The organism is Massilia sp. 05N420, from assembly GCF_056397205.1.
Window position 1 is genome coordinate 88,959 of the sequence record NZ_JBFTMX010000002.1, and the last position, 12,130, is coordinate 101,088.

At 65.6% G+C, this 12,130-nt stretch carries 12 protein-coding genes; 6 read left to right on the forward strand and 6 right to left on the reverse strand.

Annotated features, from left to right (window positions below; all coding sequences use genetic code 11):
• Positions 1-35 precede the first annotated feature (35 nt).
• Together AC1DIX_RS01460 and AC1DIX_RS01465 are read left to right on the forward strand one after the other, a co-directional pair.
• Positions 36-1,112, forward strand: a complete 1,077-nt coding sequence (locus AC1DIX_RS01460) for a carbonic anhydrase (RefSeq protein ID WP_477321438.1) — start codon at positions 36-38, stop codon at positions 1,110-1,112.
• Between the two features lie 10 nt (positions 1,113-1,122).
• The gene (locus AC1DIX_RS01465; protein ID WP_477321440.1) at positions 1,123-1,644 is read left to right on the forward strand and encodes a hypothetical protein; all 522 of its coding nucleotides are present in this window, start codon (positions 1,123-1,125) and stop codon (positions 1,642-1,644) included.
• Here AC1DIX_RS01465 and AC1DIX_RS01470 read toward each other — a convergent pair.
• Genes AC1DIX_RS01470 through tsaE form a run of 3 tightly spaced genes read right to left on the reverse strand, consistent with a single transcriptional unit; the run spans position 1,634 to position 4,387 of the window.
• The gene (locus AC1DIX_RS01470) at positions 1,634-2,470 is read right to left on the reverse strand and encodes a D-hexose-6-phosphate mutarotase (protein WP_477321442.1); all 837 of its coding nucleotides are present in this window, start codon (positions 2,468-2,470) and stop codon (positions 1,634-1,636) included. The genes AC1DIX_RS01465 and AC1DIX_RS01470 overlap by 11 nt on opposite strands.
• Before the next feature lie 22 nt (positions 2,471-2,492).
• Positions 2,493-3,935, reverse strand: a complete 1,443-nt coding sequence (locus tag AC1DIX_RS01475; RefSeq protein ID WP_477321444.1) for an N-acetylmuramoyl-L-alanine amidase — start codon at positions 3,933-3,935, stop codon at positions 2,493-2,495.
• The gene (gene tsaE, locus AC1DIX_RS01480; RefSeq protein WP_441934736.1) at positions 3,899-4,387 is read right to left on the reverse strand and encodes a tRNA (adenosine(37)-N6)-threonylcarbamoyltransferase complex ATPase subunit type 1 TsaE; all 489 of its coding nucleotides are present in this window, start codon (positions 4,385-4,387) and stop codon (positions 3,899-3,901) included. The genes AC1DIX_RS01475 and tsaE overlap by 37 nt, the downstream gene beginning before the upstream one ends.
• A gap of 50 nt (positions 4,388-4,437) precedes the next feature.
• Between tsaE and queG the strand changes: the two genes are divergently transcribed.
• Entirely contained in the window at positions 4,438-5,544 is a 1,107-nt protein-coding gene (gene queG, locus AC1DIX_RS01485) for a tRNA epoxyqueuosine(34) reductase QueG (protein WP_477250791.1), read from the forward strand.
• Positions 5,545-5,551: 7 nt separating this feature from the next.
• On the opposite strand, the gene AC1DIX_RS01490 is transcribed toward queG, so the two are convergent.
• The 3 genes from AC1DIX_RS01490 to AC1DIX_RS01500 all read right to left on the reverse strand — a co-directional run bounded on the left by AC1DIX_RS01490 (position 5,552) and on the right by AC1DIX_RS01500 (position 8,725).
• Positions 5,552-5,881, reverse strand: coding sequence for a DUF3052 family protein (locus AC1DIX_RS01490; RefSeq protein ID WP_477321446.1), 330 nt, complete (start codon positions 5,879-5,881; stop codon positions 5,552-5,554).
• Positions 5,882-6,068: 187 nt separating this feature from the next.
• Positions 6,069-6,683, reverse strand: coding sequence for a response regulator transcription factor (locus AC1DIX_RS01495; protein WP_441934739.1), 615 nt, complete (start codon positions 6,681-6,683; stop codon positions 6,069-6,071).
• Between the two features lie 26 nt (positions 6,684-6,709).
• Positions 6,710-8,725 carry a sensor histidine kinase gene (locus AC1DIX_RS01500; RefSeq protein WP_477250789.1) on the reverse strand — a complete coding sequence of 672 codons (2,016 nt, stop codon included), beginning with the start codon at positions 8,723-8,725 and terminating at the stop codon, positions 6,710-6,712.
• Positions 8,726-8,854: 129 nt separating this feature from the next.
• Between AC1DIX_RS01500 and AC1DIX_RS01505 the strand changes: the two genes are divergently transcribed.
• The 3 genes from AC1DIX_RS01505 to AC1DIX_RS01515 all read left to right on the forward strand — a co-directional run bounded on the left by AC1DIX_RS01505 (position 8,855) and on the right by AC1DIX_RS01515 (position 11,870).
• The gene (locus AC1DIX_RS01505; RefSeq protein ID WP_477250788.1) at positions 8,855-9,859 is read left to right on the forward strand and encodes a TRAP transporter substrate-binding protein; all 1,005 of its coding nucleotides are present in this window, start codon (positions 8,855-8,857) and stop codon (positions 9,857-9,859) included.
• 167 nt (positions 9,860-10,026) lie between these two features.
• The gene (locus AC1DIX_RS01510; RefSeq protein ID WP_477250787.1) at positions 10,027-10,593 is read left to right on the forward strand and encodes a TRAP transporter small permease; all 567 of its coding nucleotides are present in this window, start codon (positions 10,027-10,029) and stop codon (positions 10,591-10,593) included.
• A complete protein-coding gene (locus tag AC1DIX_RS01515) occupies positions 10,590-11,870 on the forward strand; it encodes a TRAP transporter large permease (protein WP_441934743.1) in 1,281 nt (426 codons plus the stop codon). The genes AC1DIX_RS01510 and AC1DIX_RS01515 overlap by 4 nt, the downstream gene beginning before the upstream one ends.
• Positions 11,871-12,130 lie beyond the last annotated feature (260 nt).

The following is a 12,130-nucleotide window of genomic DNA, read 5'->3' on the forward strand; positions in this document are numbered from 1 at the left end:
GATAAAGCATGGGACAGCAACACTACTGGAATCCCATGCGTAACCTGATCGCCCTGTTCGCTTGCAGCTGCGTCGTCCTGAGCGCAAGCGCGAACGATCCTGCCCCCGCCGCGGCAGCCAGACTGGCGGCCTCCGTGTCGAAGCCGGCGTCGGCCTCGATGCCGACCAAGGAACAGATGGCCAAGGACGCGGCCAAGGAACCCTTGCCGGGCAAGAAAGAGGCCCCGGCCAAGAAGGCCGCCCCCGCCCCACAGGATGAGGAAGCGGCCGAAGTCGCCCTCTCGGCCAAGATCGCCGAGCGCCTGGCCGAACTGCGCGAACGCCAGCAGGCCCGCGCCAGCGCGGCCTCACGCGCAAAAAAGGCCGCCGACGCCAGGCGCCGCGAGGAAGAGAAGGCCGCCTCCGCCGCTGCGATCCTGGCCGCCGCGCCCAAGCATGGCACCGTCTGGTCCTACGAGGGCGAACTCGGCCCGGCCAACTGGTCCAAGATCAATGTCGACTGGGCCAAGTGCGGCACCGGCAACCGCCAGTCGCCGATCGACCTGCGCGACGGCATCAAGGTCAACCTCGAGCAGATCGGTTTCGACTACCACCCGTCCTCGTTCAACGAGGTGAACAACGGCCACACCGTCCAGGTGACGGTCGGCGGCGGCAATTTCATCACGGTCGGCAACCAGACCTACGAGCTGCAGCAGTTCCACTTCCACCGTCCGTCGGAAGAGCGCATCAACGGCAAGGGCACGGAAATGGTCATGCACCTGGTGCACAAGAGCTATGACGGCAAGATCGCGATCATCGCCGTGCTGCTCGAACGCGGCCAGCCGCACAGCCTGGTGCAGACCATCTGGGACAACCTGCCGCTCGAAAAGAACGAGGTCGTATCGCCCTCGATCGTGATCGACCCGAAGGATGCGCTGCCTGAAAAGCGTGAATACTTCACTTACATGGGTTCGCTCACCGAGCCGCCCTGCACCGAAGGCGTGCTGTGGCTGGTGTTCAAGCAGCCGCGCCAGGCCTCGCCGGCCCAGATGGCGCTGTTCTCGCGCCTGTATCCGCTGAATGCGCGCCCGGTGCAGTCGACCTCGGGCCGGATGATCAAGGAATCCAACTAAGCTCCTCGCCATGACCCTGACTGCCCGCATCCTGGCGGCGGCGCTGTGCGCCTGCGCCGCCATTCCCGCCTTTTCCCAGACCCCTGCCGCGCCGACCCGCGTGCCCGCCGAGATGGCCGCCTTCTTCGGCGGCGAATGGAGCGGCAAGGGCGCCTTCGCCTCCGGCCGCCCGATCGAGGCCGAGGTCAGCTTCACGCCCGAACTGGACGGCCAGTGGTTGCAGTACCGCCACACCGACCGCGCGCCGAACAGCTACAAGGCGCTCGGTCTGTGGGGCATCGAGAGCGGCTCGCGCAAGCTGGTCATGACCGTCAACGACAACGGCGGCGGCGCGCGCACGTTCGCCAGCGAGGGCTGGCAGGACGGCAAGGTGGTGTTCGTCCGCACGATATCAAGCGAGCCCCTGCGCGAGGAGCGCTTCGTGTTCGAGCGCAAATCGGACGACAGCTTCCACATGGCCTATGAAGTCCACGCCGGCGACAAGCCGTGGCGGATGATCGACCAGCTGAGCTTCGAGCGCGTCAGGAAGTAGCCGGCCCCACCCGGTATTCGCCCTTCCAGCTGCCGCCCGGTTCCAGGGTCTGCGGCTGGAGCAGGGCCGGTTCGATGCAGACGAAGCGCCGGTACTCCTCGTCTTCGAGGTCGGACAGCGCGGCGGCATCGGCCGCGCCCGGATTCCACACCACCGCATCGGTGAAGCCGCTCTGCTGCAAGAGCAGCTTGTCGGCGCCGTTGTCGAAGGTGATCGCCCCGGCGATGCGCTCGAATACCTGGTCCAGCTTGTCGGTCAGGGCCAGGGTCTCGGCCTGCACGCCGTCGATGCGCACGGCTTCGACGTCCTCGACCAGGTGGTAGGTGTGCAGGGCGCTGGAGAAGGAGAAGGGGTGGGTGCCGGTGTTGCGCACTTCGAGCGACATCGCCAGGCTGGCGCCTTGCACGCTCACCCGCAGCGCCAGCTCGAAGGCATAGGCCCAGGCGCTCGAAGCCTGCGGCGACAGGTCGTCCTGGTTCAGGCCCAGCAGGGCAAACGCGGCGCCGTCCTGTTCGCCGCTGTCGAGCAAGCGCCAGGTGCTGACGCGGGCGAAGCCGTGGCGCATGCCTTCGCCGCGTTCTGCGAATTGCGGAAAGATCACCGGCACGCCGCCGCGGATGGCGCGGCTGCCGTCGAGCGCGGACAGGCTGCTCATGAACATGCGCTCCGGCCCGGCTTCGCCGGGCTGCCCTTCGCGGCCAGCGCTGTGCGCTGGCCTCCAGGACACCAGGTGGGCGCCGTACAGGGTGATGGTGGCTTCGGCGCCGTCCGGCGCGCGCAGCAGCAGGGCGGGCAGTTGCCCGAATTGAGTAGTAGTAACGCTCACGTCAAAACCCTCCAGGCTGAGATCAGGTCATTCGGCTCTTCGCCAGCGGCGGATTGTACGCGAAGTAGCGCTTGATGCCTTTCGTGATCGCGTCGGCGAGCTGGTTCTGGTAGGCGTCGTCCTTCAGCCGCGCTTCCTCTTCCGGGTTCGAGATGAAGGCGGTTTCGACCAGGATCGAGGGGATGTCCGGGGCCTTCAGCACGGCGAAGCCGGCCTGCTCGACCGAACCCTTGTGCAGGCGGTTGATGCCGCCGATCTCGCTCAGCACGGCCTTGCCGAGCTTCATGCTGTCGTTGATCTGCGCCGTGGTCGACAGGTCGAACAGCACGCTGGCGAGCTGCTTGTCGTGGGTGCCGAGGTTCACGCCGCCGATCAGGTCGGCCTTGTTCTGGTCGGCCGCCAGCCAGCGCGCCGCGCTCGAGCTCGCGCCTTTTTCCGACAGCACGAAGACCGAGGAGCCGCGCGCGGAGGGCTGGATGAAGGCGTCCGCGTGGATCGAGACGAACAGGTCGGCCTGCACCTTCCTCGCCTTTTCCACGCGCTGGCCCAGCGGCACGAAGAAGTCGGCGTCGCGGGTCAGCATCACGCGCGTGTTCGGCAGCTCTTCCAGCTTGCCCTTCAGGCGCTTGGCGATCGCCAGCACGATGTCCTTTTCATGCACGCCGGTGGCGCCGGTGGCGCCCGGATCCTCGCCGCCATGGCCGGGATCGAGGGCGATGGTCACCATCCGCATCACCTTGCCGCCGGGCGCGTTCTTGSCCTGTGTCGGCGCTTGCGGCTGGGGCTGCGCCTGCGGTGCGGTCGGCTGCGGCTGGGCCGGGGTGCTGCCGGCGCGGGCGGCGTCGGCTTCCAGCCTGGCGATGGCGTCGGGGCCGGCCTGGCCGACCGTCGGCGCGCCCGGCTGCTGGGCCGGCGCCGGCGTCGCCGCGGGCACTTCGGTGGCGCGCGCGCCGCCCTCGGACCAGTTCTCCCTGGCGATCATGGCGGACAAGGGATCGACCGGATGCACCGGATACAGGTCGAAGATCAGGCGATGGCGGTAGCCGCCCACCGGGGCCATGGTGAACACCTGGGGCTTGACCTCTTCCTTGAGATCGAACACCAGGCGCACCACGTTCGGGCGGTTCTGGGCGACCCGCACCTGCTTGATGTAGGGGTCGTTCGATTCGATCTTGGCGACCAGGCTTTTCAGCGTCTCGTTGAGCGCCAGGCCGTCGATGTCGACCACCAGGCGCGGCGGATCGGCCAGCATGAAGTGGGAGGCATTCAGCTCGCTGTCGTTTTCCAGCGTGACGCGGGTGTACTCGTCGGCCGGCCAGACACGCACGGCCATGATCTGCGCGGCCGACGCCGGCAGCGGAGCGAGTACGGACAGCAGCAGCGTGCCGCCGGCCTTCAGCACCGCGCGGCGCTTCGGGGAACCGGGGATCAGGGAGTCGGGGGGTAGTGCAGGCGTTCGAGGCATAGCAGGCCCAATTCAGACAACGCCTGCAATTCTACAGCACGGCCGTGGCCGCTGACCGTAAGCAACACCCGGACGTCGGGCGGGGGCAACACCGGCTCGCCTTTTTCCGGCCATTCGACGACGCAGATGTTCCTGCCGTCGAAGTCTTCGCGGAAGCCCGCATCGAGGAATTCTTCCGGGCTCGACATGCGGTACAGGTCGTAGTGGATCAGGTTGACGGCCTGGCCGTCGAGCGCGATCCGGTAGGGCTCGGACAGCGTATAGGTCGGGCTCTTGACCGCGCCCTTGTGGCCGGCCGCGTGCAGCAGGGCGCGCGTGAGGGCCGTCTTGCCGGCGCCGAGGTCGCCGTGCAGATAGATCACGAGGCCGGGGCGCAGCGCGCGCGCGAGGGCGCCGCCCAGGGCCTGGGTGGCGGCTTCGTCCGGAAGATAAGCGTTGAATGAATGCTGCATCGAATAGAATATCGGGTTTGTCGTACCAACCAGCCAGTGTCCGTCCCGCCATGTCCCCATCCCAGCCTGACCTGAACGAACTCGCACGCGCCATCAAGGCGTGGGGCGTAGAACTGGGCTTTGCCGAGGTGCGCATCACGGACGTCGACCTGGCGCGCCACGAGGCAGGGCTGCAAGCCTGGCTGGACGCCGGCCACCATGGCGAGATGGATTATATGGCAAGCCACGGCATGAAGCGCGCCCGGCCGGCGGAACTGGTGCCGGGCACGGTGCGCGCGATCGTCGCCCGCATGGACTACCTGCCCATCTCGGGTGGCAACAGCGCGGACGCCGACTGGCGCGCCCGGGAACGCCTGCGCCAGCAGGATCCGGGCGCCGCCGTGGTCTCCGTCTACGCCCGCGGACGCGACTACCACAAGGTGCTGCGCAACCGCCTGCAGCAATTGGCCGAACGCGTGCGCGGCCTGGCCGGCGAGTACGGCTTCCGCGTGTTCACGGATTCGGCGCCGGTGATGGAATTGCCGCTGGCGGAAAAGGCGGGGCTGGGCTGGCGCGGCAAGCACACGCTGCTGCTGTCGCGCGAGGCCGGTTCGACCTTCTTCATCGGCGAGATCCTGGTCGACCTGCCGCTGCCCGTCGACGATGCCACCGGCGCCCATTGCGGCCAGTGCGAAGCCTGCATCGCCGCCTGCCCGACCGGCGCGATCCTGGGGCCGGGCCGCCTCGATGCGCGGCGCTGCATCTCCTACCTGACGATCGAGCTGAAGGGCAGCATTCCGGAAGACCTGCGGCCCTTGATCGGCAACCGCATCTACGGTTGCGACGATTGCCAGCTGGTCTGCCCGTGGAACAAGTTCGCCCGGCGCGCCGTGCTGCCGGATTTCGACGAGCGCAACGGCCTGGGCGCCGCCGGGCTGGTGGAATTGTTCGGCTGGGAAGAAGAGGAGTTCAACCGCCGCATGGAGGGCAGCCCGATCCGCCGGATCGGGCATGAGCGCTGGCTGCGTAATCTGGCGGTAGGCATGGGGAACGCTGCCGCTGAGGCCGGGGCCAAGGGCGACCCGCGCATCGTGGCCGCGCTGCGGGCCCGGCTGGAGCATCCGTCGGCGCTGGTGCGCGAGCATGTCGCCTGGGCATTAGCCCGTCACGCAGCCTGAGTCTGCTTTAAATCTCGATGCGCTTCAAGCGCAGTGCCGACCAGTCGCCGTCGATCGAGATCATCGCCACGCCTGTGATACCGTTTTCCTTCGCATAAGCGTTGATTGAGTCGCGATTGATATCAGTGGCCTTCGACGCGGTCTGCTTCAGATAGGCCACCCACAGCGATCCTTTCTCGCCCATGCGCTCCTTCGCGGTGGGGAAGTATTGTTCGAGTTCCTTGCGGTTCATCGCGAACAGCAACACCACATCCACCTTGTCCTGGTCGTCCTTGATCAGGTCGGGCGGGATCTGCGACACCATGCCGGGATGCACGTTCCCGTTCAGGATCAGCATCGATTTCGCGTTCCTCAAGAACATTTTGTCTGCAATTGTCTTTTCGCTCATCTGCGTTCCCTAAGAAAATATTTGCATGGTCAGTTTGACCATGGCGTGTTCAGCTTGATTTTACAAGCGAACTTCAGAAAAGCAGGGCGCGAAACCTGCCGTGCGCGGGGTTCCGGAACGAAAAGCGAAGGAAGTTTTATTTCAACAGGCCGGCCAGCTCGACCGCCGTCTTGACCTGCATCTTGTCGAAGATGTGGGCGCGGTGCACTTCCACCGTGCGCATGCTGATGCCCAGCTTGTCGGCCACGACCTTGTTCATGTTGCCGGCCAGGATCAGGTCGAGCACTTCGCGTTCGCGCGCCGACAGCGTGGACAGGCGTTCGCGCACCGCGCTGGAGGCGGCGGCCTGGCGCGATTTGGCCAGGGCTTCGTCGACGCGGTCCATCAGCTGGTTGTCGTTGAAGGGTTTTTCGAAGAAGTCGAAGGCGCCGCGCTTGAGCGAATCGACGGCCATCGGCACGTCGCCGTGGCCGGTCAGGAAAATCACCGGCAGGCGCGCCAGCAGGCCGCGCGCGACCAGCTGGTCGAACACGGCGATGCCGTTCATGCCCGGCATGCGCACGTCCAGCAGCACGCATTCGCCATCCCCGGCGGTCCCGCTACCGGTGGCGGCATCAAGACCGGACTGGGCGTCGAGGGCGTCGAGAAAGGCCTGGCCGCCGGCATAGCCGCGCGCGGCCAGCCCGCGCGATTGCGCCAGCCATTCGAGGGCGTCGCGGATGACGTCTTCGTCGTCGACGATGTGCAGCATGGAGTCTCCTTCGTAAGTCCTGCTCTTCAGGTCGGCATTGTAGCCTGCGCCTGCTGCAAGGTGAACGTGAACACGGTGCCGCCGCCGGGATTGTCGGCGTGGGTGAGGGTGCCGCCGTGGAATTCGATCGCCGTGCGGCAGATCGACAGGCCCATGCCCATGCCCTCGGCCTTGGTCGAGAAGAAGGGCGAGAACAGGCGCTCGGCCACTTCGGGCGGGATGCCGTGGCCGTTGTCGATCACCGACACCGCCACCCGGCCCTGGTCGTCGGCATCGAAGCGCGCGGCCTCGATGCGCAGCACGCGGCGCTCGCGGTCGATGTCCTGCATCGACTCGATCGCGTTGCGGGTCAGGTTCAGCAGCACCTGCTCGAGCAGCACGCGGTCGGCCAGCACCGGCGGCAGGTCGGGCGGCACTTCGACCTGCAGGGTCACGTAGCTCTGGCGCGCCTGCAGCTCGACCAGGGCGCGGATGCCCTCGATCACCTGCGGCACCATCACGCTCTCGCGGCGCGGCTCGCGCTTCTTCACGAATTCGTGCACGCTGCGGATGATCTGGCCGGCGCGCCGCGCCTGGGTATTCGCCTGTTCCAGCGCGCGTTTGAGCATGCCGGCATCCAGCGGGGCCGCATGGTCGCTGGCGCGCCCCAGCACGTTGAGCGCGCCGGCGGTGTAGCTGGAGATCGCCGCCAGCGGCTGGTTCAGCTCGTGCGCCAGCATCGACGAGATCTCGCCCATGGTCGCCAGGCGCGCGCTGGTCTCCAGCTTTTCCTGCTGCTGGCGGGCCAGCTCCTCGGCGCGCTTGCGGTCGGTGATGTCGAGGATGGAGCTCATCCAGCCGGTGTGGCGCCCAATGCTGTCGACCAGCGGCGCCTCGAACACCAGCACCGGCACCCGGGTGCCGTCGGGGCGCAGGAACACGGTCTCGAACTGCGGCGTGGCCTGGCCGGCCAGGATCTTGCGGAAGCGCTCCTCGTACTCGTCGGTTTCCTCCGGCGCCCAGTAGGGCATGGGCGGGGTCCTGCCGAGCAGTTCGCCGGCCGGCAGGCCGACGATGCGGCAGAAGGCCGGATTGACGTAGGTGACGCGGCCTTCGAGGTCGCGCGCGCGCAGGCCGGTCAGCAGCGAGTTTTCCATCGCCGTGCGGAAGGCCATCTGCTGGCGCAGCGCGTTCTCGGCGGCGATGGTGCGCGCGATGTGGCGCCACAGCGCGGCCAGCGACAGCACCAGGCCCAGCGCCAGCAGGATCACCGAGCCGACCAGCAGGTTGGGCAGCAGCCTGGGCGCGCCCTTGACGCTGTCGGTGGCCAGCACGATCTGGCCGCCGGGCAGGTCGAGCGCGCGCTTGTGGGTGTAGACGCCGCGCCCGGGGCCGCCGGCGGCGCGGTGGGCCACCACGTGGTCGTCGCGGTCGAGCAGGGACAGCGAATTGTCCTGGGCGAACCACCAGGGCACGTTCTCGTCCAGCAGGGTCTGCAAGTCGTAGGTGGCGACCAGGCTGCCGACGAACCTGCCTTCGTGGTAGAGCGGAAGGTGGTAGTCGACCAGGCCGGCATCTGGCCCATACCTGGCCGGACCGAGGCTATACGGATCGGAGTAGCGGCCGTTATGCGTCTTGCGCGCCATCTCCTGGGCATCGCGCGAGGAGGCGGTCAACGCGCCGTGGGCCAGCTCGGCGCCTTGCACCGCCAGCTGCCGGCCGCCGGCGTCGAGCCAGGCGATGCGGCGCAGTTCGTGACCGTTCTTGAACATCTGCGCCATGCGCGCCTCGACCACGTCGTGCGCGGGCGGGCTGTCGGCGGCCAGGTCGGTGCCGAGGGTCGCCAGCACCTCCTCGCTGCGCGCCAGTTCGAAGCGCAGGGTCTGCTCGACCCAGAGGGTGTCGGCGATCAGCTGTTCCTGGCGCTCATTGCTCTCCATCTGGCGCGCCTGCCAGGGCAGCCACAGCAGGACCAGCAGGAAGAGCAGCACCAGCAGCACCGGCACCAGCCAGCGCCAGGGGCCGTCCGGTACGGGACGCGGCATCGAAAAAGGGTTTTTCATGCGATAACGTGATACTTTTATTGCTGAGCGAACAATTGTGGTTTTCCACAATAGCTTGTTGTTAAGAAGCTCAGCAGACTCGTGGCAAATATAAAAAAATAAAACCTATTCTTATTGGAGAGGAGACTCATGAAGATCAAATCCGTCGTGGCAGCACTTGCCCTGGTCGCCGGCGCCGGCTTCGCGTTCAGCGCAGCGGCCCAGACCCCCATCGTCATCAAGTTCAGCCACGTGGTGGCGACCGACACGCCGAAAGGCCGTGCCGCCGAGCGCTTCAAGGAACTGGCCGAGAAGATGACCAATCACCGGGTCAAGGTCGAAGTCTACCCGAACAGCCAGCTGTACAAGGACAAGGAAGAACTCGAAGCCCTGCAGCTGGGCGCGGTCCAGATGCTGGCGCCCTCGCTGGCCAAGTTCGGTCCGCTGGGCGTGAAGGAATTCGAAGTCTTCGACCTGCCGTACATCTTCCCGAACAAGGCCGCGCTGTACACCGTGACCGAAGGCCCGATCGGCAAGAGCCTGCTGCAGAAGCTGGAGCCGAAGGGGATCACCGGCCTGGCCTACTGGGACAACGGCTTCAAGGTCATGTCGGCCAACAAGCCGCTGCACATGCCGGCCGATTTCCGCGGCCTGAAGATGCGCATTCAGAGCTCGAAGGTGCTGGACGCGCAGATGCGCGCGCTGGGCGCAAACCCGCAGGCGCTGGCCTTCTCGGAAGTCTATCAGGCGCTGCAGACCGGCGTGGTGGACGGTACCGAGAACCCGCCGTCGAACATGTACACCCAGAAGATGCATGAGGTGCAGAAGCACGTGACGGTCTCGAACCACGGCTACCTGGGCTATGCGGTCATCGTCAACAAGAAGTTCTGGGACGGCCTGCCGGCCGACATCCGCACCCAGCTGCAGCAGGCCATGAACGACGCCACCAAGTACGAAAAGGCGATTGCCCAGCAGGACAACGACCAGGCCCTGGAAGCCATCCGCAAGGCGGGCAAGACCACCATCTACAACCTGAACCCGCAAGAGCAGGCGGCATGGCGCAAGGCCCTGCTGCCGGTGCAGAAGCAGATGGCGGACCGGGTTGGCCAGGATCTGATCAATTCGATCAACAAGGCGACTGCTTCGGTGCAGTAATCGCACCGGCACGTATTCGTTAGCTCGTAAACGTCGTCCCCGCGAAGGCGAGGATCCAGGTTCGATGCGCCGTCGAGGTGCATGCAGAACTTGGGTTCCCGCCTGCGCGGGAACGACGATTAAAGCCGCCTGCCTCACCGGCAGCCCGGCTCCTCTCCGAGATCACCATGAAAATCCTCGATCGCCTCGAAGAGTGGCTCATCGCCAGCCTGATGGCCGGCGCCACCTTCATCATCTTCATCGCGGTGCTGCACCGCTACCTGTCCGGCCTGCCCCTTGGCGGGCTGCAGGACTGGTTCATTTCCCTGAATACCAGCTGGGCCCAGGAGCTCAGCACCATCATGTTCGTGTGGATGGCCAAGTTCGGCGCCGCATATGGCGTGCGCACCGGCATCCACGTCGGCGTCGACGTGCTGGTCAACCGGCTGTCCGAGCGCTGGCGCAACAAGCTCATCGTGCTGGCGCTGCTGGCCGGCGCCCTGTTCACTGGCATCATCGGCACCCTCGGCGCCAGCTTCGTCTACCGCATGGCCGGCACCGCGCAGACCTCGCCCGACATGGAAATCCCGATGTGGATCGTCTACCTGGCGCTGCCCCTCGGTTCCTGGCTGATGTGCTTCCGCTTCCTGCAGGTGACCTGGCATTTCATCCGTAATGGCGAACTGCCGAAGCATGACCACGCCTACGTCGAAGGCCTGGACGACGAAATCGAAGAAGCAAGGAAATCCTCATGAACGCCGCCATTATCTTTGTCCTGCTGATCCTGCTGATGCTGACCGGGATGCCGGTCTCGATCGCGCTCGGCCTCACGGTGCTGACCTTCCTGTTCACCATGACGCACGTGCCGATCGAGTCGGTGGCGATGAAGCTGTTCACCGGTATCGACAACTTCGAGATCATGGCCATCCCGCTCTTCATCCTGGCGGGCAATTTCCTCACCCACGGCGGGGTCGCGCGGCGCATGATCAACTTCGCCACCTCGATGGTCGGCCACTTCCATGGCGGCCTGGCGCTGGCCGGCGTGTTCGCCTGCGCGCTGTTCGCCGCAGTATCGGGTTCCAGCCCGGCGACCGTGGTGGCGATCGGCTCGATCATCCTGCCGGCCATGGTCAAGCAGGGCTATCCGAAGCGCTTTGGCGCCGGCGTGATCACGACCTCGGGCGCGCTCGGCATCCTGATCCCGCCGTCGATCGTGATGGTGATGTACTCGGTCACGACCAATACCTCGGTCGGCCAGCTGTTCATGGCGGGCGTGGTGCCCGGCCTGCTGCTGGCGTTCATGCTTGGCCTGACGACCTGGTTCCTGGCGAAGAAACACGACTATCCGCGCATGCCGCGCGCCACCTGGGTCGAGCGCTGGACCGCGTTCCGCCGCAGTGCCTGGGGCCTGTTCCTGATCGTGATCGTGATGGGCGGTATCTACACCGGCGTGTTCACGCCGACCGAAGCGGCCGGCATCGCGGCGGTGTACGCCTTCGTGATCGCGGTGTTCGTCTACAAGGACCTGAAGCTGAAGCAGGTCGGCAAGGTGCTGCTGGATTCGGCGGCGATGTCGGCGATGCTCCTGTACATCATCACCAATGCCGTGCTGTTCTCCTTCCTGATGACCAGCGAGAACGTGCCGCAGGCGATGGCCGGCTGGCTTACCGGCCAGGGCCTGGGTCCGATCGGCTTCCTGATCGTGGTGAACCTGCTGCTGCTGCTGGCCGGCAATGTGATGGAGCCATCGTCGATCGTGCTGATCATGGCGCCGATCCTGTTCCCGGTCGCGACCCAGTTGGGCATCGACCCGGTCCACTTCGGCATCATCATCGTGGTCAACATGGAAGTCGGCATGTGCCATCCGCCGGTGGGCCTGAACCTGTACGTCGCCTCCGGCATCACGAAGATGGGCATTTCCGAGCTGACGGTGGCCGTGATGCCCTGGCTGCTGACGATGATTGGTTTCCTGCTGTTAATAACCTATGTCCCGGCAATCTCCTTATGGCTTCCGAGAATGGTTTATGGCTGACATATATTTCGTGAATGTATATAAAAAACTACGCTATTCTTATTCGAATGCGTTATGATGGCGCAGCTTTGGCACCACCATGGTGCGTTCGAAAGCCCGGATACGAATTTTGGGGAGAAGCAAAAAAGCGGTAATCCAGCATTGGAATACCGGAGAATGATGAGGAGACGCACGTTTTATAGATGCCGCCGGCATTGACCGAGTGGCCGCAAACGTGACCCATACTGAAAACGCACCTCACGAGGGTGCGTTTTTTTTTG

Bases quoted from the DNA above. Each gene is read 5' to 3' on its own strand.
- AC1DIX_RS01495 (WP_441934739.1), bottom strand. From the start codon at position 6,683: ATGCTGCACATCGTCGACGACGAAGACGTCATCCGCGACGCCCTCGAA.
- AC1DIX_RS01505 (WP_477250788.1), top strand. From the start codon at position 8,855: ATGAAGATCAAATCCGTCGTGGCAGCACTTGCCCTGGTCGCCGGCGCC.
- AC1DIX_RS01465 (WP_477321440.1), top strand. From the start codon at position 1,123: ATGACCCTGACTGCCCGCATCCTGGCGGCGGCGCTGTGCGCCTGCGCC.
- AC1DIX_RS01510 (WP_477250787.1), top strand. From the start codon at position 10,027: ATGAAAATCCTCGATCGCCTCGAAGAGTGGCTCATCGCCAGCCTGATG.
- AC1DIX_RS01490 (WP_477321446.1), bottom strand. From the start codon at position 5,881: ATGCTGATCCTGAACGGGAACGTGCATCCCGGCATGGTGTCGCAGATC.
- AC1DIX_RS01460 (WP_477321438.1), top strand. From the start codon at position 36: ATGCGTAACCTGATCGCCCTGTTCGCTTGCAGCTGCGTCGTCCTGAGC.
- AC1DIX_RS01515 (WP_441934743.1), top strand. From the start codon at position 10,590: ATGAACGCCGCCATTATCTTTGTCCTGCTGATCCTGCTGATGCTGACC.
- AC1DIX_RS01500 (WP_477250789.1), bottom strand. From the start codon at position 8,725: ATGAAAAACCCTTTTTCGATGCCGCGTCCCGTACCGGACGGCCCCTGG.
- tsaE (WP_441934736.1), bottom strand. From the start codon at position 4,387: ATGCAGCATTCATTCAACGCTTATCTTCCGGACGAAGCCGCCACCCAG.
- queG (WP_477250791.1), top strand. From the start codon at position 4,438: ATGTCCCCATCCCAGCCTGACCTGAACGAACTCGCACGCGCCATCAAG.